At 71.7% G+C, this 19,903-nt stretch carries 13 protein-coding genes and 1 pseudogene; 12 read left to right on the forward strand and 2 right to left on the reverse strand.

Annotated features, from left to right (window positions below; all coding sequences use genetic code 11):
- Positions 1–421 precede the first annotated feature (421 nt).
- On the forward strand, positions 422–4,486 hold the full coding sequence (gene hrpA / locus SM447_RS08240) for an ATP-dependent RNA helicase HrpA (RefSeq protein WP_474572135.1): 4,065 nt from the start codon (positions 422–424) through the stop codon (positions 4,484–4,486).
- A gap of 25 nt (positions 4,487–4,511) precedes the next feature.
- Here the strand turns inward: hrpA and SM447_RS08245 are convergent, their stop codons facing one another.
- The gene (locus SM447_RS08245) at positions 4,512–5,444 is read right to left on the reverse strand and encodes a LysR family transcriptional regulator (protein ID WP_474572136.1); all 933 of its coding nucleotides are present in this window, start codon (positions 5,442–5,444) and stop codon (positions 4,512–4,514) included.
- Between the two features lie 77 nt (positions 5,445–5,521).
- On the opposite strand from SM447_RS08245, the gene SM447_RS08250 reads away from it, so the two are divergent.
- The 6 genes from SM447_RS08250 to SM447_RS08275 all read left to right on the forward strand — a co-directional run bounded on the left by SM447_RS08250 (position 5,522) and on the right by SM447_RS08275 (position 12,395).
- Positions 5,522–6,214 carry a succinate dehydrogenase cytochrome b subunit gene (locus SM447_RS08250; protein WP_474572137.1) on the forward strand — a complete coding sequence of 231 codons (693 nt, stop codon included), beginning with the start codon at positions 5,522–5,524 and terminating at the stop codon, positions 6,212–6,214.
- 2 nt (positions 6,215–6,216) lie between these two features.
- Positions 6,217–8,154 carry a fumarate reductase/succinate dehydrogenase flavoprotein subunit gene (locus SM447_RS08255; protein WP_474572138.1) on the forward strand — a complete coding sequence of 646 codons (1,938 nt, stop codon included), beginning with the start codon at positions 6,217–6,219 and terminating at the stop codon, positions 8,152–8,154.
- Positions 8,151–8,912: a succinate dehydrogenase/fumarate reductase iron-sulfur subunit gene (locus tag SM447_RS08260; RefSeq protein WP_474572139.1), complete on the forward strand. Its 762-nt coding sequence runs from the start codon at positions 8,151–8,153 to the stop codon at positions 8,910–8,912. The genes SM447_RS08255 and SM447_RS08260 overlap by 4 nt, the downstream gene beginning before the upstream one ends.
- Positions 8,913–9,117: 205 nt before the next feature.
- Positions 9,118–10,299 carry a zinc-dependent alcohol dehydrogenase gene (locus tag SM447_RS08265; RefSeq protein ID WP_474572140.1) on the forward strand — a complete coding sequence of 394 codons (1,182 nt, stop codon included), beginning with the start codon at positions 9,118–9,120 and terminating at the stop codon, positions 10,297–10,299.
- Entirely contained in the window at positions 10,296–11,192 is an 897-nt protein-coding gene (locus SM447_RS08270) for a serine hydrolase (protein ID WP_474572141.1), read from the forward strand. Before SM447_RS08265 ends, SM447_RS08270 begins: the two co-directional genes overlap by 4 nt.
- A gap of 51 nt (positions 11,193–11,243) precedes the next feature.
- Positions 11,244–12,395, forward strand: a complete 1,152-nt coding sequence (locus tag SM447_RS08275; protein ID WP_474572142.1) for an MBL fold metallo-hydrolase — start codon at positions 11,244–11,246, stop codon at positions 12,393–12,395.
- A 64-nt stretch (positions 12,396–12,459) separates the two neighbouring features.
- Here the strand turns inward: SM447_RS08275 and SM447_RS08280 are convergent, their stop codons facing one another.
- Positions 12,460–13,971, reverse strand: coding sequence for a deoxyguanosinetriphosphate triphosphohydrolase family protein (locus SM447_RS08280; RefSeq protein ID WP_474572143.1), 1,512 nt, complete (start codon positions 13,969–13,971; stop codon positions 12,460–12,462).
- On the opposite strand from SM447_RS08280, the pseudogene SM447_RS08285 reads away from it, so the two are divergent.
- From SM447_RS08285 to SM447_RS08305, 5 genes and pseudogenes are all read left to right on the forward strand, one after another.
- Positions 13,970–16,430, forward strand: a pseudogene (locus SM447_RS08285) (Tex family protein). The gene SM447_RS08280 and the pseudogene SM447_RS08285 overlap by 2 nt on opposite strands.
- A gap of 340 nt (positions 16,431–16,770) precedes the next feature.
- Complete coding sequence (locus SM447_RS08290) at positions 16,771–17,205, forward strand: hypothetical protein (RefSeq protein ID WP_474572144.1); 435 nt, start codon at positions 16,771–16,773, stop codon at positions 17,203–17,205.
- 183 nt (positions 17,206–17,388) lie between these two features.
- Complete coding sequence (locus SM447_RS08295; protein WP_474572145.1) at positions 17,389–18,042, forward strand: sugar transferase; 654 nt, start codon at positions 17,389–17,391, stop codon at positions 18,040–18,042.
- A complete protein-coding gene (locus tag SM447_RS08300; protein WP_474572146.1) occupies positions 18,039–19,187 on the forward strand; it encodes a DegT/DnrJ/EryC1/StrS family aminotransferase in 1,149 nt (382 codons plus the stop codon). The genes SM447_RS08295 and SM447_RS08300 overlap by 4 nt, the downstream gene beginning before the upstream one ends.
- The gene (locus SM447_RS08305; RefSeq protein ID WP_474572147.1) at positions 19,184–19,828 is read left to right on the forward strand and encodes an acetyltransferase; all 645 of its coding nucleotides are present in this window, start codon (positions 19,184–19,186) and stop codon (positions 19,826–19,828) included. Before SM447_RS08300 ends, SM447_RS08305 begins: the two co-directional genes overlap by 4 nt.
- Positions 19,829–19,903 lie beyond the last annotated feature (75 nt).

The following is a 19,903-nucleotide window of genomic DNA, read 5'->3' on the forward strand; positions in this document are numbered from 1 at the left end:
CGAGGGTTACGACCGTTGCGTCGGGTGAAGCAGAGCAAAGCGCACGCAAGGGGCGCTCGCATGCGGCCACCGCACGCCACGTCGCGTGGCATGGCGACGCCGGGCGACCCGGGCTTGGCGAGGCGGGCGACCCGGGGCAGGCGGGGCGAGCGAGGGCAGGGCGCGGCCGGGGTCGGGGCGGGGCGGCCCGCGGAAAGGCGGAACGGGGGCGAGGGCGGGGCGGCCCCCGGAAAGGCGGAACGGGGGCGAGGGCGGGGCGGCCCCCGGAAAGGCGGAACGGGGGCGAGGGCGGGGCGGCCCGCGGAAAGGCGGAACGGGGGCGAGGGCGGGGCGGCCCGCGGAAAGGCGGAACGGGGGCGAGGGCGGGGGGCGGGTAACCAGGAGGCGGAGCGGCGGGCGGCTGCCTATCCTTGGCCACGACATGCAGAATTCAGCCTCACCCGCCGCGGCCGATCCCGTCCGGGAGTTGCAGCGCCGTCTGTCGCCGCTGATGTTCCGCGACCAGCGTCACCTGCGTCGTCGACTCGACGGGCTGCGGAAGCTACGCGACCCGCAGCGCCGGGAATCGGTGCTGGCGGAGATCGTCGCCGAGACGGTGGCGGCGGAGGGCCGGTTGGAGCGGCGCAAGGCCGCGGTACCGAAGATCACCTATCCGGCCAGTCTGCCGGTGAGCGAGCGCAAGGACGACATCGCCGCGGCGATCCGCGACCACCAGGTGGTGATCGTGGCGGGCGAGACCGGTTCGGGGAAGACCACCCAGTTGCCGAAGATCTGCCTGGAGCTGGGGCGCGGGGTGCACGGGCTGATCGGTCACACCCAGCCCCGGCGGCTGGCCGCGCGTACGGTGGCCGACCGGATCGCCGAGGAGTTGGGCACCGAGCTGGGCGACGTGGTCGGCTACAAGGTGCGCTTCACCGATCAGGTGGGCGAGAACAGCCTGGTCAAGCTGATGACCGACGGCATCTTGCTGGCCGAGTTGCAGACCGACCGGATGCTGCGCCAGTACGACACGTTGATCATCGACGAGGCGCACGAGCGCAGCCTCAACATCGACTTCATTCTCGGCTACCTGAAGCAGCTTCTCCCCCGCCGACCCGATCTGAAGGTGGTCATCACCTCGGCGACCATCGAGACCGACCGGTTCGCCCGGCACTTCGCCGGCCCGCCGACCGCCGAGCATCCCGAGGGCGCGCCGGCACCGGTGGTGGAGGTTTCCGGCCGGACCTACCCGGTGGAGGTGCGTTACCGGCCGCTGGTGGAGGTCGCCGACGGTGACGAGGAGGAGGACGCGGACGAGGAGAACGTCCGCGACCAGATCCAGGCCATCGGCGACGCGGTGGAGGAACTGGCCGCCGAGGGGCCGGGCGACATCCTGGTCTTCCTCAGCGGTGAGCGGGAGATCCGGGACACCGCCGACGCGCTCGGCAAGCTGGTGCAGAACCGGCGGCCCTTGCACAACACCGAGATCCTGCCGCTGTACGCCCGGCTCAGCGTCGCCGAGCAGCACCGGGTCTTCGCGCCCCACGGCGGACGGCGGGTGGTGCTGGCCACCAACGTCGCGGAGACCTCGCTGACCGTGCCCGGCATCAAGTACGTGGTCGATCCCGGTACCGCCCGGATCTCCCGCTACTCGCAGCGGCTGAAGGTGCAGCGGCTGCCGATCGAGCCGGTCTCCCAGGCCAGCGCCAACCAGCGCAAGGGGCGCTGCGGGCGTACCTCGGACGGCATCTGCATCCGGCTCTACGACGAGCAGGACTTCGACTCGCGGCCGGAGTTCACCGACCCGGAGATCCTGCGGACCAACCTGGCCTCGGTCATCCTTCAGATGACCGCCATCGGCCTCGGCGACATCGCCGCCTTCCCGTTCATCGACCCGCCGGACCGGCGCAACATCACCGACGGCGTCAACCTGCTGCACGAGCTGGGCGCGATCGATCCCACCGAGGACGACCCGGCGAGACGGCTCACCTCCCTCGGCCGGCGGCTGGCCCAACTGCCGGTCGACCCGAGGTTGGCCCGGATGGTGCTGGAGGGCGAGCGCAACGGCTGCGCCACCGAGGTGATGGTGATCGCCGCGGCCCTGTCGATCCAGGATCCGCGCGAGCGGCCGGCGGACAAGCAGGCCCAGGCCGACCAGGCACACGCCCGGTTCGCCGACAAGGAGTCGGACTTCGTCGCGTACCTCAATCTCTGGCGCTACCTGCGCGAGCAGCAGCGGGCGCTCTCCTCGAGCGCGTTCCGCCGGATGTGCCGGGCCGAATACCTCAACTACCTGCGGGTCCGGGAGTGGCAGGACATCGTCAGCCAGTTGCGGCAGGTCCTACGTACGCCCGAGGGGGACGGCCGGGGACGGGGCCGGCGGGGCGCCGCGGACGCCGGGCCCGACGGCGGTGGCGGACGGCGGCAGACCGGCGCGGACCTGCCGGAGGAGATCGACACACCGAAGGTGCACCAGTCACTGCTGCCCGGCCTGCTGTCGCACATCGGCCTCAAGGAATCGCAGAAGCACGAGTATCTGGGGGCGCGCGGGGCGAAGTTCGCGCTGTTTCCGGGCTCGGCGTTGTTCCGTAAGCCGCCCCGGTGGGTGATGTCCGCCGAGTTGGTGGAGACCTCCCGGCTCTGGGGGCGGGTGAACGGGCGGATCGAACCGGAGTGGGTCGAGCCGCTCGCCCAGCACCTGGTCAAGCGCAGCTACAGCGAGCCGCACTGGGAGAAGAAGCAGGCGGCGGTGATGGCGTACGAGAAGGTCACCCTCTTCGGCGTACCGCTGGTCACCTCCCGCAAGGTGAACTTCGGCCGGATCGATCCGACGCTGAGCCGGGAGCTGTTCATCCGGCACGCGCTGGTCGAGGGCGACTGGTCCACCCACCACCAGTTCTGGCGGGACAACCAACGGCTGCTGACCGAGGTGGAGGAGCTGGAGAACCGCGCCCGGCGGCGCGACATCCTGGTCGACGACGAGACGATCTTCCAGTTCTACGACGAGCGCATCCCGGCCGAGGTGGTGTCCGGGCGGCACTTCGACAGCTGGTGGAAGAAGACCCGGCGGGAGCGGCCCGACCTGCTCACCTTCACCCGGGAGCTGCTGGTCAACGCGGGCCGGGGCGGGGTGGACGAGGCCGACTATCCCGACGAGTGGCGGGCCGACGGGGTGGCGCTGCCGCTGACGTACACGTTCGACCCGGGTGTCCCGACCGACGGCGTGACGGTGGACATCCCGCTGCCGCTGCTCAACCAGGTGCCCGCCGAGAGCTTCGACTGGCAGGTGCCGGGGCTGCGCGAGGAGTTGGTGGTCGCGCTGATCCGGTCGCTGCCGAAGCCGATCCGGCGCAACTTCGTGCCGGTGCCCGACTACGCCCGCGCCGCGCTGGCCGCGATCACTCCCGGCGAGGAGCCGCTGTTGGACGCGCTGACCCGGCAGTTGCGGCGGATGACCGGGGTGACCGTACCCCGGGACGCCTGGGACCTGGGCAGGCTGCCGGCGCACCTGCGGGTCACCTTCCGGGTGCTCGGCGACGACGACAAACCGGTCGCCGAGGGCAAGGACCTGCCGGCCCTGCAACGCCAGCTCAAGGCGGAGGTACGCCAGGTGGTCGCCGCCGCCGCGCCGGACGTGGCCCGCACCGGGCTGACCGAGTGGTCGATCGGCACGCTGCCGCGCACCATCGAGCAGGTACGGGCCGGATACGCGGTGACCGCCTACCCGGCGCTGGTCGACGAGGGCACCACCGTCGGGGTGAAGGTCTTCGACTCACCGGCGGAGCAGGAGGCCGCCCACTGGGCGGGCACCCGGCGGCTGCTGCGGCTCACCGTGCCGTCGCCGGCGAGGTTCCTCCAGGGGCGGCTGAGCAACGAGGCGAAGCTGGCGTTGTCGCGCAACCCGCACGGCGGGGTGCAGGCGTTGATCGAGGACGCGGCCGGGGCGGCGATCGACAAGCTGATCGCCGAGGCCGGCGGGCCGGCCTGGGACGAGACGGGCTTCGCCGCGCTGCGGGAGCGGGTCCGGGCCGAGCTGGTGGACACGGTGGTGGAGGTGATGGACCGGGTCCGGGCGGTGCTCGCCGCCGCGTACGCGGTGCAGCAGCGGCTCGGCGCGACCCGGAACCTGGCCGTGGTGGCCGCCCTGGCCGACATCCGCAATCAGCTCACCGGGCTGGTGCACGCCGGTTTCATCACCGAGGCCGGGTACGCCCGGCTGCCCGACCTGCTGCGCTACCTGACGGCGATCGAACGGCGGCTGGACCGGCTGCCCGGCAACCCGGCGCGGGACAAGTCCCAGCAGGACCGGGTCGCGGTGGTGCAGCGGGAGTACGACGAGATGCTGGCCGCGCTGCCCCCGGCTAAGCGCTCGTCGGAGGCGGTGCGCCAGATCCGCTGGATGATCGAGGAACTGCGGGTCAGCATCTTCGCCCAGGCCCTCGGCACCCCCTACCCCGTCAGCGAGCAACGCATCTACCGCGCCATGGACGACGCCGAAGCCCGCTGACCCCTGCCCCGCGAGGGTTGCGGGGTCAGGGCAGGGGTTCGACGCCGGGTGGGAGCTGGGCGGTCGCGGTGGCGGTGTGGACGTAGTCGAGCAGGATGCGGCGGAGTTCGCGGCCGGCGTGGGTGGGTACGACGTCGCGGCGGCGGGCCACGGCGATGGTGCGGCGTACGCCGGGTGGGGCGAGCCGGGTGACCCGGATGTTGGGGCGGTGGGCCACCACGATGCCGGGGACCAGGGCGATGCCCAGCCCGGCCTCGACGAAGCTGAGCACGGCGTCCATCTCCCCGCCGTCGACCGACAGGGTCGGCTCGAAGCCGGCGTCCCGGCACGCCTGGAGGGTGGCGTCGCGCAGGTCGTAGCCCTCACGGAACATCACCAGGGGCTGGTCGCGCAGGTCGGTGATGCGCAGGTCGGCACCGGGTGAGGCGGTCGGCACCGGGTCGACCGAGGCGACCACGAGACTCTCGGTGAGGATCGGGTCGGCCCGCAGCCCGGGGTCGGTGCCCTGGGCGGGCATGATGATCAGCGCCAGGTCGAGGTCGCCGCGGAGCAGGTCACGGACGAGGTCCTGGGAGCCGCCCTCCTCCACCCGCAGGTCGACGGTGGGGTGCGCGTCGCGGAACCGGCGCAGCACCGGCGGGGCGAGCGAGGTGGCGAGGCTCGGGGTGGCGCCGAGGCGTACCCGGCCGCGCCGCAGCCCGACCAGTTCCTGCACCTCGCGGGTGGCGGTCTCGACGTCGGCCAGGATCCGTTTGGCCAACGGCAGCAGCACCTCGCCCGCGGCGGTGAGCGTGATGTTGCCCCTTACCCGCTCGAAGAGCGGGGCGCCGAGAGTGTCCTCCAGCGCGTGAATTTGCTTACTCAACGAGGGCTGGGTGATGCCCACGAGATCGGCCGCCTGGGTGAAATGTCGTACTTCGGCCACCGCGACGAAGTACTTCAGCTGATGTAGCTGCATCTACATAGCTTATGGCTATCAAGACTGCGGTGTCGATGCATTGGACGACTGATCGAAGTCCTCCTAGCGTCGGTCGAGTGGTAGTCACGACGAGAACGCGGTCGCCCATCCGATCCAATGTCGGCCTCAAGGCCGTCATGGCGGTGACGGGCATCCTGCTGGTGCTGTTCCTCATCGCGCACATGCTCGGCAACCTGAAGATCTTCACCGGGGCCACGGCGTTCAACCACTACGCCGAGTGGTTGCGGGAACTCGGCGCCCCGCTGCTGCCCGCCGCCGGGTTCCTGTGGCTCCAGCGGATCGGCCTGCTGGCCGCGGTGCTGCTGCACATCTGGGCCGCCACCGTGCTCGCGCTGCGCGCCCGCGCCGCCCGGCCGGTGCGCTACGCCCACCGCAAGAAGGTCCGGGGCAGCTATGCGGCCCGCACCATGCGGTGGGGTGGCGTCATCATCCTGCTCTTCGTGGTCTACCACATCCTCGACCTGACCACCGGCACGCTGAACCCGGTCGGCGACCCGTCCCGCCCGTACGCCAACGTGGTCGCCGACTTCGCCCCGGAACGCTGGTACGTCACGCTCTTCTACACCCTGGCCGTCGTCGCTCTCGGCTTCCACCTGCGGCACGGCGTGTTCAGCGCGCTGCGCAGCCTGGGTCAGCAGACCCCGCGCGGCGAGCAGCGGGCCAGGGCGGTGGCGCTGGTCTTCGCCGTCGCCCTCTGCGTCGGCTACCTCGTGGTCCCGTTCGCCGTACTCACCGGATTGGTGTCCTGACCATGGATCTGTTCACCGAGGGCGACCCGATCGCCGACACCAGGGCCCCCGACGGCCCGATCGAGACCCGTTGGGAGCGCCGCCGGTTCGAGGCCAAGCTGGTCAACCCGGCCAACCGGCGCAAGATGACCGTGATCGTGGTCGGCACCGGCCTGGCCGGTGGCTCCGCGGCCGCCACGCTCGCCGAACAGGGTTACCGGGTCAAGTCGTACTGCTACCAGGACAGCCCCCGCCGGGCCCACTCCATCGCCGCGCAGGGCGGGATCAACGCCGCCAAGAACTACCGCAACGACGGCGACTCGGTGCACCGGCTCTTCTACGACACCGTCAAGGGCGGCGACTTCCGCTCCCGCGAGTCGAACGTGCACCGGCTGGCCGAGGTCTCGGCCAACATCATCGACCAGTGCGTGGCCCAGGGCGTGCCCTTCGCCCGCGAGTACGGCGGCCTGCTGGACACCCGTTCCTTCGGCGGGGCGCAGGTGCAGCGCACCTTCTACGCCCGGGGCCAGACGGGCCAGCAGCTGCTGCTCGGCGCGTACCAGGCGTTGGAGCGGCAGATCGGCCTGGGCAACGTGGAGATGAACGCCCGGCACGAGATGCTGGAGCTGATCGTCGTCGACGGCAAGGCCCGGGGCATCGTGGTCCGCGACATGGTCACCGGCGAGATCACCACGGAGTTCGCCGACGCGGTGGTGCTCGCCTCCGGCGGTTACGGCAACGTCTTCTACCTCTCCACCAACGCCAAGGGCTGCAACGTCACCGCCACCTGGCGGGCGCACCGCAAGGGCGCGTACTTCGCCAACCCCTGCTACACGCAGATCCACCCGACCTGCATCCCGGTCTCCGGCGACCACCAGTCGAAGCTGACCCTGATGAGCGAGTCGCTGCGCAACGACGGCCGGGTCTGGGTGCCGAAGGCCAAGGGCGACGACCGGGCTCCCCGCGACATCCCCGAGGACGAGCGGGACTACTACCTGGAGCGGATCTACCCGTCCTTCGGCAACCTGGTGCCCCGGGACATCGCCTCCCGCGCCGCGAAGAACGTCTGCGACGAGGGACGGGGCGTGGGCCCGACGAAGCTCGGGGTCTACCTCGACTTCGCCGACGCCATCGACCGGCTCGGCCGCAAGGCCATCGAGGCCAAGTACGGCAACCTCTTCGAGATGTACGAGCGGATCACCGGCGAGGACCCGTACGAGGTTCCGATGCGGATCTACCCCGCCGTGCACTACACGATGGGCGGCCTCTGGGTCGACTACGACCTCCAGTCGACCATCCCCGGCCTGTTCGTCATCGGCGAGGCGAACTTCTCCGACCACGGCGCGAACCGGCTCGGCGCCTCGGCGCTGATGCAGGGCCTGGCCGACGGGTACTTCGTGCTGCCCAACACGATCGCCAACTACCTCGCCGCCGGCCCGTTCGAGAAGGTCGACGCGAGCCACCCGGCGGCCGTGCAGGCACGCCGCGACGTGGAGGACCGCATCCAGCGGCTGCTCGCGATCGACGGCGACCGGACGGTGGACTCGTTCCACCGTGAGCTGGGCCAGATCATGTGGGAGCACTGCGGCATGGAGCGCTCCGAGGCCGGACTACGCAAGGCCATCGACGAGATCCGCGCCCTGCGCGAGCAGTTCTGGCAGCGGGTACGGGTGCCGGGCAACGGCGAGGGGCTCAACCAGTCGCTGGAGAAGGCCGGCCGGGTCGCCGACTTCTTCGAGCTGGCCGAGCTGATGTGCGTCGACGCCCTGCACCGGGAGGAGTCCTGCGGCGGCCACTTCCGCGCCGAGCACCAGACTCCCGAGGGCGAGGCCCAGCGCGACGACGACCGGTTCGCGTACGTCGCGGCCTGGGAGTTCACCGCCACGGGCGAGCCGGCGGTGCTGCACAAGGAAGACCTGAACTTCGAATACGTCCACCCCACGCAGCGGAGCTACAAGTGAACCTGACCCTGCGCATCTGGCGCCAGTCCGGCCCCGAGGACAAGGGCCGGATGGTGACGTACCAGGTCGACGACGTCTCCCCGGACATGTCGTTCCTGGAGATGCTCGACGTGCTCAACGAGCGGCTCATCCTCTCCGGCGAGGAGCCGATCGCCTTCGACCACGACTGCCGCGAGGGCATCTGCGGCATGTGCGGCCTGATGATCAATGGGGACGCGCACGGTCCGCAGCGCGGCACCACCGCCTGCCAGCTGCACATGCGGCAGTTCAAAGACGGCGACACCATCGACATCGAGCCGTGGCGGGCACGCGCCTTCCCGGTCATCAAGGACCTGGTGGTCAACCGCAACGCCTTCGACAAGATCATCGCCGCTGGCGGGTACATCACCGCACCCACCGGCAGCGCGCCCGAGGCACACTCCGTGCCGGTTGCCAAGGCCGACGCGGACTCCGCCTTCGAGTCCGCCGCCTGCATCGGGTGCGGCGCCTGCGTGGCGGCCTGCCCGAACGGCTCCGGCATGCTGTTCACCGCCGCCAAGGTCACCCAGCTCTCGCTGCTGCCGCAGGGCCAGCCGGAGCGCTACACGCGGGTGATCGGGATGGTCGACGCCCACGACGAGGCCGGCTTCGGTGGCTGCACCAACGCCGGGGAGTGCACCGTGGTCTGCCCGAAGGGCATCCCGCTGACCACCATCGGCCGCCTCAACCGCGACTACCTGGCAGCCACCACCCGCCACGCCGACACCCCCGGCACCTGACCACCCCTCCTCCTCCCTCGCCCTCCCCCTTCCCTCCCCGCCTCCGTTGATCATGAGGTTGGCGGCACTTTGAAGATCAACCACTGCCGCCAACCTCATGATCAACCCTGTGGGAGGTGCTGGCCGGCAGCGCGGCGGTCGGTTGAAGGCCGTTGGTGCGGGTAGCAGTCCAGCTACCGGACAGCGGCGAGGAGGAGGGGTCGACATGCGGGCACTGACCTGGCAGGGGAAGCGGGACGTACGGGTCGAGGAGGTGCCCGACCCGCGGATCGAGGAGCCGACCGACGCGATCGTACGGATCACCTCCACCGCCATCTGCGGCTCCGACCTGCACCTGTACGAGGTGCTCGGGCCGTACCTGAAGCCCGGTGACGTCCTCGGCCATGAGCCGATGGGCATCGTCGAGGAGGTCGGGCCGGGCGTCACCCGGCTCAAGCCCGGCGACCGGGTGGTGGTGCCGTTCAACATCTCCTGCGGGTCCTGCTGGATGTGCCAGCGGCAGCTCTACGCGCAGTGCGAGACCAGCCAGGTCACCGCCGAGGGCAAGGGCGCCTCGCTGTTCGGCTACACCTCGCTCTACGGCTCGGTGCCCGGTGGGCAGGCGGAGTTCCTCCGCGTCCCGTACGCCGAGTTCGGTCCGATCAAGGTGCCGACCGACGGCCCGGACGAGCGGTGGCTCTACCTCTCCGACATCCTTCCGACCGCCTGGCAGGCGGTGAAGTACGCCGACACCCCGCGCGGCGGCACCCTCGCCGTCTTCGGGCTGGGGCCGGTGGGCCAGTTCTGCGCCCGCATCGGCCGGCACCTCGGCGCGGACCGCGTGATCGGTCTGGACCTGGTGCCGGAGCGGCTGGAGATGGCCCGCCGGCACGGTGTGGAGGTGTTGGACGTCTCCCAGCTCGACGACGTGCCGGGCACGTTGATCGACCTGGTGGACGGGCGCGGGCCGGACGCGGTGATCGACGCGGTCGGCATGGAGGCGCACGGCGCACCGCTGGGCAAGCTCGGCCAGGCCGCCGCCGGCCTGCTGCCGGACAAGCTCGCCCAACCTATGATCGACAAGGTCGGGGTGGACCGGCTGGTGGTGCTCAAGGCGGCGATCAAGGCCGTCCGGCGGGGCGGCACCGTCTCCATCTCCGGGGTGTACGGCGGCGAGGTCGACCCGATGCCGCTGATGGAGATGTTCGACCGGGGCATCCAGCTGCGGATGGGCCAGTGCCACGTACGCCGCTGGACCGACGAGATCATCCCCCTGCTCACCGACGCCGACCCGCTCGGCGTGGCCGACCTGCTCACCCACCGGCTGCCGCTGGAGCAGGCGCCGCAGGCGTACGAGATGTTCCAGAAGAAGCAGGACGGCTGCATCAAGGTCGTCCTGGCTCCGTGACGGCAGATGCGGGATCCGTCGCGTCCCGCATCGCCGCCGTCTTTCGACGCGAGCGCCGCCGGGCCGGCGGCAACTGGCAGGTGTACGTCAGCCTGGCCGGCCCGGACGGGCCGCTGATCTCGGCGAGCGAGTCGGCGGACCGGCGGATCGAGGCGTACAGCGTCAACAAGATCGCCGTGGCGGTCGCGGTGCTGGACAAGGTCGACCGGGGCCTGCTCACCCTCGACCAGCGGGTGGAGGTGACCGCCGCGATCGTCGTACCCGGCGGTGACGGCATTTTCGGCCTGGACGGCGCCTACCCCAGCCTGGTCACCATCGGCCACGCCCTGGCGAACCTGCTGACCGTCTCCGACGACACCGCGGTGCGGCTCTGCGGGCTGGTCTGTCCGGCCGCCGAGGTCAACCAGATCCTGGCCGGGAAGGGCTTCCCGAACACCCAGGTACAGCCCGTGGCCGACCCGAACCGGTTCCTCCTGGGCACCAGCACGGCACGGGAGACCCACGATCTGCTGCGCGAGCTGGTCGGTGGCACCCTGCTCGCCCCCGAGTCGACCGGGTTCGTGCTGCGGCTGCTGCGCGCGCCGGTGGCGTTCACCGACGGGGTACGGCGCGAGATGTCCTCCGCCGAGCGGGCCCGCGTCGCCACCAAGGCCGGCTGGTTCACCGACGCGCGGCACGAGGCCGGCGTGATGTTCGACACGTTCGGTGTTCCTTTGGTGACGTACGCCTTCTTCGCCGACGGTCAGGCTGGGGCGGACGACTTCGGCGCCACCCACCCCGCCGTGCAGGCCCGGGCCCGGTGGGGCCGGCGGGTGCTGGACCTGACCGCCGGTCTCGGCGGCAGCGGCACCGCCCACCGCGCACCCACCCACCGCCCCAACAACGGCAACTGAAGCGGGCCGGCGACGGCTACCGTGTTCTCGGCATCAACCAGAGGGGGGACCATGCGGGCGCCGAACGAGCCGACCGGACGTACGTCGCGTCGACGGATCACCGGATCGGTGGCGGGACTGGCCGCGCTGGCCGGGCTCGCCGGCCTGGCCTGGGCGGCCCGGAACGTGCCGGCCGCTCTCGGCGGCCGGTTGCGCGGTGCCCGCGCCGAACGGGCGGCCCGGTCACCGCAGTTCCGGAACGGCACGTTCCAAAATCCGACCGAAACCCGGACGATGGTGCCCTCCTCGGACCGCAACCTGTTCCGGGAGCTGCTCTTCGGCAAGCAGAAGCGGCGGCCGAGCGCACCCGTGCCGCTGTTGCGGCCGTCCGCCGAGACCGGGATCGACCCGGAACGCGAGCTGAACATCGTCTGGTACGGCCACGCCTCCACCCTGATCGAGATCGAGGGACGGCGGGTACTGCTGGATCCGGTGTGGAGCGACCGGTGCTCCCCGTCGACGGCGGTCGGGCCGCGCCGGCTGCACGAACCGCCGGTACGCCTCGACGAGCTGCCCCAGGTCGACGCGATCCTGATTTCGCACGACCACTACGACCACCTCGACATGGGCACGGTCCGGGAACTGACCGCCCGGCAGTCGGCGCCCTTCCTGGTCCCGCTCGGGGTGGGTGCCCACCTCGACCGCTGGGGCGTCCCGCCGGAGCGCATCGTCGAGCTGGACTGGTCGCAGACCCACCGGGTCGCCGGCTTGGAGATCACCTGCACCGCCGCCCAGCACTTCTCCGGACGGGGCCTGCGCCGCAACGACACGCTGTGGAGTTCCTGGGCGGTGGCCGGCCGCCATCGGCGCGTCTACTACACCGGGGACTCCGGCTACTTCGCCGGGTACGCCGAGATCGGCGCGGCGCACGGGCCGTTCGACGTCACGCTGATGCAGATCGGCGCGTACGACCAGGCCTGGCCGGGCATCCACATGTTCCCGGAGGAGGCGGTGACGGCCCACCTGGATCTGCGCGGCGGGCTGTTCGTGCCGGTGCACTGGGCGACGTTCAACCTCGCCATCCACGACTGGTCCGAGCCGGTGGACCGGCTCTGGGCCGAGGCCAAGGCCCGCGACGTGCGGCTGGCCGTGCCGCGCCCCGGCGAGCGGGTGGTGGTCGACGACCCGCCACCGGTCGACGGCTGGTGGCAGGCCGTCGCCTGACCTCGCATCGATGTTAGGAAGGGCCCCTTCCTATACACCAGGCGTTAACAAGGGCCCCTTCCTTTCACAGCACGAACGCGTCGGTCCAGAGGGCACCGGAGCGGCCGGAGAGGGAGTCGAGCATCGCCACCGCCTGGCTGTCGGTGAGCTGGGCGACGAAGTCCACGATGGCCCGGCCGCGCGCCTTGCCGATCCGGTCCGGGGTGCGCGGATGCAGCTCCGCCTCGGCCAGCTCCACCAGGTCGTGCAGCCGGCGGGGCAGCCGGGACTCCTCCTCCGGGTCGAGCAGCCACTCCCGCAGCGCCTCGACCAGGGTGTCGAGCAGCCGGGCCTGACCACGCTGGTGCAGCGCCAGGTCGGGACGGGCCAGCACGAACCGGTGGTGGACGAACTTGAGCACCTGCACCTCGTGCCACTGGGCCGGGGCCAGCAGCACGTGCCCGGAACGCACGGCGGGCTGCTCGACGACGGTGATCGCGTCCACGAAGCGGGTGGTCCACCGGGCGGAGAAGCGGGCCACGTACTGCTCCGCCTCGATCGAGCCGTCGAACGGCAACGCGAGCAGCCCCTCGACCAGTTCCTCCCGGACGTGCTCGACGGCGGCGGCGAACGCCTCGTCGTCGGCGATCCAGGCGTCCTTGTGGTGCAGCTGGCGGCGGAGCCGTTCGATCGAGGAGCCGGGCCGGCGGGCCGAGGTGGCCAGCGCGGAGTCGGTGATCGCCCGCAGGTGACCACCCTCGCGCTGCCAGGCCATCAGCTCGGCGGCCACCGCTCCCTGCTGGAGCACACCGACCCGGTAGAAGTCCTCCACGTCGTGGATGGCGTACGCGATGTCGTCGGCGGTGTCCATCACCGACGCCTCGACGGTCTGCTGCCAGTCCGCGATCCGGCCGGCGAACGGTGCCCGGGCCTGCCGCAGGTCCTCCAACTCCGTGCGGTACGCCCCGAACTTCGCCGAGCCGCTGTCCGGGTCGTCCGGCGGCGGGGTCGCACCGCGCGGCGGCGGGTCCATCAGCCGCGGGTGCGGGTCGGGGTGGTCGAACCGGGTCCACGGGTACTTCAGCATCGCCGCCCGCACCGCGGCGGTCAGGTCCAGGCCGGTGGTGGCCGCGCCGCGGATCTCGGTGGAGGTGACGATGCGGTACGACTGGGCGTTGCCCTCGAACCCGTCGGTCAGGCCGAGCCGGTGTCGGGCCAGCCGGTCCAGCACCCGCTCCCCCAGGTGCCCGAAGGGCGGGTGACCGAGGTCGTGGGCGAGTGCGGCCGCCTCCACCACGTCCGGGTCGCAGCCGCCCAGCTTCTCCACCAGGTCACGCTGGTGTCCGTCGGCGGCGAGCCGTTCGGCGATCGCCCGGGCCACCTGGGCGACCTTGAGACTGTGGGTGAGCCGGTTGTGCACCAGCAGCCCGGACCCGCCCGGGCTGACCACCTGGGTGACGCCGCCGAGCCGGGTGAAGAACGGCGAGCCGACGATGCGGTCCCGGTCGGCCCGGAACGGGCTGGTCGCGAGGTCGCCGAGGGCCCGCGCGCTGCCGCCGAAGAGGCGGCGCGCCCGGGGCTCCACAGGTGGTTCCATGATCGCCACGGTAGCCCGGCAGAATGCACCACGGAACCCACACCCGAAGGCGGAGCGACATCGTGACCCTCTCTGTTCATCAGCGGATCGCCGAGGAACTCGGCGTCGCCGAGCGTCAGGTACGCGCGGCCGTGGAGCTGCTCGACGGCGGCGCCACGGTGCCGTTCATCGCGCGCTACCGCAAGGAGGCCACCGGCCTGCTCGACGACACCCAGCTGCGCACCCTGGAGGAGCGCCTGCGGTACCTGCGCGAGCTGGACGAGCGGCGCGCGGCGGTGCTGGAGTCCATCCGTTCCCAGGGCAAGCTCGACGAGGCCCTGGAAGCACAGATCATGGCGGCCGACTCGAAGTCCCGCCTGGAGGACATCTACCTGCCGTACAAGCCGAAGCGGCGGACCCGGGCGCAGATCGCCCGCGAGGCCGGGCTGGAGCCCCTGGCCGACACCCTGCTCGGCGACCCCACCCAGGATCCGCGCTCGGTGGCGGCGGCGTACGTCGACGCCGACAAGGGGGTGGCCGACGCCGCCGCCGCGCTGGACGGGGCGCGGGCCATCCTGATCGAGCGGTTCGCCGAGGACGCCGACCTGATCGGCACGCTGCGCGAGCAGATGTGGTCGCGGGGCCGGCTGGTGTCCCGGGTACGCGAGGGACAGGAGAGCGCCGGGGCGAAGTTCGCCGACTACTTCGACTTCGCCGAGCCGTACCCGAAGCTGCCCTCGCACCGCATCCTGGCCATGTTCCGGGGTGAGAAGGAGGGCGTGCTCGACCTGACCATGGACCCGGAGGCCGAGGGGGACGTCGACGCGGTGGTGACCGGACCGACCCGCTACGAGGCCGCGATCGCCGGCCGGTTCGGGGTCAGCGATCAGGGCCGGCCCGCCGACCGCTGGCTCGCCGACACGGTGCGCTGGGCGTGGCGTACCCGGATCCTCATCCACCTCGGCGCGGACCTGCGGATGCGGCTGTGGCAGGCGGCCGAGGAGGAGGCCGTGCGGGTCTTCGCCACCAACCTGCGCGACCTGCTGCTGGCCGCGCCGGCCGGTGCCCGGCCCACGATGGGGCTGGACCCGGGCCTGCGTACCGGCGTGAAGGTGGCCGTCGTGGACGCCACCGGCAAGGTGGTCGCCACCGACACGATCTACCCGCACGAGCCGCGCCGGCAGTGGGACGCCTCCCTGCACACCCTCGCCACGCTGGCCGCCGCCCACGGGGTCGAGCTGGTCGCCATCGGCAACGGCACCGCCAGCCGGGAGACCGACAAACTGGCCGGTGACCTGATCAAGCGGCACCCTGAGCTGAAACTGACCAAGGTGGTGGTCTCCGAGGCGGGTGCGTCGGTCTACTCCGCCTCCGCGTACGCCGCACAGGAACTGCCCGGGCTGGACGTGTCGTTGCGCGGCGCGGTCTCCATCGCCCGCCGGTTGCAGGACCCGCTCGCCGAGCTGGTGAAGATCGACCCGCGCTCCATCGGGGTCGGGCAGTACCAGCACGACCTGTCCGAGGTGAAGCTCTCCCGATCGCTGGACGCCGTGGTGGAGGACTGCGTCAACGGCGTCGGCGTCGACGTCAACACCGCCTCCGCGCCGCTGCTGACCCGGGTCTCCGGCATCGGCGCCGGGCTGGCCGAGAACATCGTGCTGCACCGGGACGCCAACGGCCCGTTCCGCAGCCGGGCCGACCTGAAGAAGGTGCCCCGGCTCGGCCCGAAGGCGTTCGAGCAGTGCGCGGGCTTCCTGCGCATCCCCGACGGCGACGACCCGCTGGACTCCTCCAGCGTGCACCCCGAGGCGTACCCGGTGGTGCGCCGGATCCTCGCCAGCACCGGCCAGGACCTGCGGTCGTTGATCGGCAAGTCGACCATCCTGCGTGGCCTGCGCGCGACCGACTTCGTCGACGACACGTTCGGCCTGCCCACCGTCACCGACATCATCGCCGAACTGGAGAAGCCGGGCCGCGACCCGCGCCCGGAGTTCAAGACGGCGACCTTCGTCGAGGGTGTCGAGAAGATCAGCGACCTGACGCCCGGGATGATCCTGGAGGGTGTCGTCACCAACGTCGCCGCGTTCGGCGCGTTCGTCGACGTCGGGGTGCACCAGGACGGTCTGGTGCACGTGTCGGCGATGTCCCGCACCTTCGTGAAGGACCCGCGCGACGTGGTCAAGTCCGGCGACGTGGTCAAGGTCAAGGTGCTGGACGTCGACGTGCCGCGCAAACGCATCTCGCTGACCCTGCGCCTGGAGGACGAGGCGGAGCCGGGTGCCGGCCGGGGCGCTCGGGGCGACGGCGGTGCGGACCAGCAGGGACGTGGCCGGCAGAGCGGCCAGGGCCGCGGCGGCCAGGGCAGGCAGGGACGCGGCGGCCAGGGACGTGACGGGCAGGTGCGCCAGGGACGCGGCGGCTCGGCCGCGCCCGCGGACGGCGCGATGGCCGATGCGCTGCGCCGTGCCGGCCTGCTCTGAAGCGACCCTCCGCCACCACCACCAGCGGCCCAGGCAGGCGAGACAGTGCGCGCGTCCCGCCTGTCCGGCCGCTGGCATCGCACCGGCACACACCGCCCTCGCACCCTTTGCTCTGCTTCAACCCACGCACAGGAGCTGGCCGCCCGGGCCGATGCGCCCGTTGAAGCAGAGCAAAGGGCCTCAACCCACACACCGGCGGGTTCAACACATCGGACAACTTCGGGGATGTTGCTGCCTCAACCCGCCGGGAGAGCGCAGTATCCCTGAAGTTGCTCACCGCGCCCGTGGTAGCGGGTGGGGCATGGGAGGGGCGGCGGGCGGATGGGCGTACCGTCGGGTCGTGGTGAGTGACGGCGGGCCGGACTGGCGGGAGGTGCGGCAGCAGGCGGTGCTGGCGCACGCGGCCGCCGCGCAGCGGCGCCGGGAGGCCGAGCAGGCGGAGGCGGCGGCGCTGGTCAGCGACTTCGTCGTCGAGGCGCGGCGGCGCGGCCTGGCGACCACCCGGCTCGTCGCCCGGTCACACGACGGTCGCGCCCGCTACCGGACCCGCCTGTACGGCTGGTACATCGACCGGGCGCGCAGCCGGGCGGTCGACGTGGACGGTCGCTTCCACCTGCTGACCGTGCCGCGCTCGCTGCGCGCCCGGCTGCTCGGCGCCGATCCGCAGCCCGATCCGGCCCCGCTGATCGTCGGCGAGGGTGCCCGCGACGGAGAGTCGCTCCCACTGCGGATCATGTTGCAACGGCGGCTCGACGCGGGCGACGCGGAGCTCTGACCAGCGACTACGCGACACACCCGGGGTGACGCGGCACGCCGGGGAGCGTGTCCTTCACCCACCTTCGCGGGTTGACGTGTCGGGATCCGTGTCGACTGTCGCTATTTTCCGGTACCGCGCGTGAACAGTCTGATACAACCCGTTTGTCTGCTATGACCCGGTTGACTAACGGAGGTCAGAACGGTGCCCGCATCCTCGGTGACCGCGCCGGTACGCCCGCCCCGGCCCACCCGGCCGGACGATCCGGTCAAGCGACTGCTCGACGTGGTCCTCGCGACCGCGCTGCTGCTGCTGACCGCGCCGCTGATGGCGGTGGTCGCGGCAGTGGTCGCGATGGGCCTGGGCCGACCGGTGCTGTTCCGCCAGCGCCGCATCGGACGCGACGGCCGACCGTTCGAGTTGATCAAGTTTCGCACCATGCGCAGCCCCGACCCGGCACGCGGGCTGCTGACCGACGCCGACCGACTCACCCCGCTGGGCCGTTGGCTGCGGGCCACAAGTCTGGACGAGCTTCCCACGCTCTGGTGCGTGCTGCGGGGCGACATGAGCATCGTCGGCCCCCGACCGCTGCTGCCCGAGTACCTGAGCCGGTACTCCCCCACCCAGGCGCGACGGCACGAGGTCCGCCCGGGCATCACCGGACTGGCCCAGGTACGCGGACGCAACAGCCTCGACTGGGACGCCAAGCTCTCGCTCGACGTGGAGTACGTGACCAGCCGCAACCTCCGCCTCGACCTGTCGATCCTGGCCGCCACCGTCGGTACCGTGCTGCGCCGGGACGGCATCTCGGCCGACGGCAACGCCACCATGCCCGAGTTCCTCGGGAGTCGGCGATGACCGACACCATCCGCCTGTCCTCGCCGGACATCGGGCCGCTGGAGGAGTCGTACCTGATCGCGGCGCTGCGCTCCGGCTGGGTCGCGCCGGTCGGCCCGGATCTCGACGCCTTCGAGCGGGAGGTCGCCGCCCGGGTGGGCACCCGGGGTGCGGTGGCGGTCAGCTCGGGCACCGCCGCGCTGCACCTGGCCCTGCTGGGCCTGGGCGTCGGTCCGGGGGATGTGGTGCTGGTGCCCACGCTGACCTTCGTCGCCACCGCCAACGCGGTCCGCTACACCGGTGCCCGGCCGATCTTCGTCGACTGTGACCTGCGGACCGGCAACATCGACGTCGCCCTGGTCGCCGAGCTGGTCCAGGAACTCCGCTCGCGTGGGGAGCGGTTGGGGGCGGTGATCCCGGTCGACATGTTCGGCAGTTGCGCCGACTACACGGCACTGCTGCCGATCTGCGCTGCCGCCGACGTACCGGTGGTCGAGGACGCCGCGGAGGCGCTCGGTGCGACGCACCTCGGCCGGCCGGCCGGCTCGTTCGGCCGGGTGGGAGCCCTCTCCTTCAACGGAAACAAGATCATGACCACCTCCGGCGGCGGGATGCTCGTCGGTGACGACGTGACGCTGCTCGACCGGGCCCGGCACCTGTCCACCCAGGCGCGCGAGCCGGTACCCCACTACGAGCACCGGGAGACCGGATACAACTACCGGTTGAGCAACCTGCTCGCGGCGCTGGGCCGCGCACAGCTGGTCCGACTCGACGGGATGATCGACCGTCGGCGGCGGCTGCGCGACCGGTACGCCAAGCTCTTCGCCCCGGTACCGGGAGCCGAGCTGATCGGTGCCGAGGACGCCGGCTCGAACTGCTGGCTCACCAGCGTCCGGGTGGATCCGCGACGCTCCGGCTGGACCGCGCCGGACCTGGCCGCCCACCTGGCGGCCCGGAACATCGAGACCCGTCCCGTGTGGAAACCGATGCACCTGCAACCGGCGTACGTCGGCGCGGAGAGCCGGCTCACCGGCGCCGCCGAGCGGCTCTACGCCGAGGGGCTGACCCTGCCCAGCGGCAGTTCCCTCAACGAACGGCAGGTCACCGCCGTGCTCTCGGCGATCGACGAGTTCCTGGCGGCGCGTACGAGAGTACCGACGGCGTGACGGTACCGCTGGTCATCGTCGGGTGCGGCGGGCACGGTCGGGAGGTCCTGAGCATCGCCCGCGCGATCAACACCGCCGCCCTCCTGCCCCGCTGGCAGGTGCTGGGTTTCGTCGACGACCGCCCCTCAGAGGTGAATCTCAAGCGGGTGCAGCGACTCGACGTGCCGTACCTCGGCGGGGTCTCGTGGTTCGCCGAGGCGCCCGCCGACACCCACCACGTCATCGGCATCGGCGATCCACGGGTCCGACGCGCGGTCGCCGAGCGGGTCGACCGCTACGGGATCCCCGCCGCCAGTCTCGTGCACCCCGACGCCACGCTCGGCCCGGACCTGCGGCACGGCCCCGGTCTGGTTGCCTTCGCCGGGGCCCGGGTCACCACCAACGTGACGCTCGGACGGCACGTGCATCTCAACCAGAACTGCACCGTCGGACACGACTGCGAGCTGGCCGACCACGTGTCGGTGAATCCGCTGGCCGCGATCTCCGGGGAGTGCCGGCTGGACGAGGGGGTGCTCGTGGGCACCACCGCCGCCGTCCTGCAGGGGTTGCGGGCGGGCCGGGACAGCACCGTCGGCGCGGGTGCCTGCGTGGTTCGGGACGTGCCCGCCGGTGTCGTGGTCAAGGGCGTACCCGCTCGCTGATCACCCCGGCCACCAGGCCCGATCAGCCGACCGGCCACCAGGCAGGATGCGATTCGCCACCAATCGCCGAAAAGC

It is taken from the genome of Micromonospora aridisoli (assembly GCF_056150025.1).

What these genes read in the sequence shown, in the direction of transcription:
- hrpA (WP_474572135.1), top strand. Translation starts at nt 422, where the DNA reads ATGCAGAATTCAGCCTCACCCGCCGCGGCCGATCCCGTCCGGGAGTTG.
- SM447_RS08245 (WP_474572136.1), bottom strand. Translation starts at nt 5,444, where the DNA reads ATGCAGCTACATCAGCTGAAGTACTTCGTCGCGGTGGCCGAAGTACGA.
- SM447_RS08255 (WP_474572138.1), top strand. Translation starts at nt 6,217, where the DNA reads ATGGATCTGTTCACCGAGGGCGACCCGATCGCCGACACCAGGGCCCCC.
- SM447_RS08265 (WP_474572140.1), top strand. Translation starts at nt 9,118, where the DNA reads ATGCGGGCACTGACCTGGCAGGGGAAGCGGGACGTACGGGTCGAGGAG.
- SM447_RS08275 (WP_474572142.1), top strand. Translation starts at nt 11,244, where the DNA reads ATGCGGGCGCCGAACGAGCCGACCGGACGTACGTCGCGTCGACGGATC.
- SM447_RS08280 (WP_474572143.1), bottom strand. Translation starts at nt 13,971, where the DNA reads ATGGAACCACCTGTGGAGCCCCGGGCGCGCCGCCTCTTCGGCGGCAGC.
- SM447_RS08300 (WP_474572146.1), top strand. Translation starts at nt 18,039, where the DNA reads ATGACCGACACCATCCGCCTGTCCTCGCCGGACATCGGGCCGCTGGAG.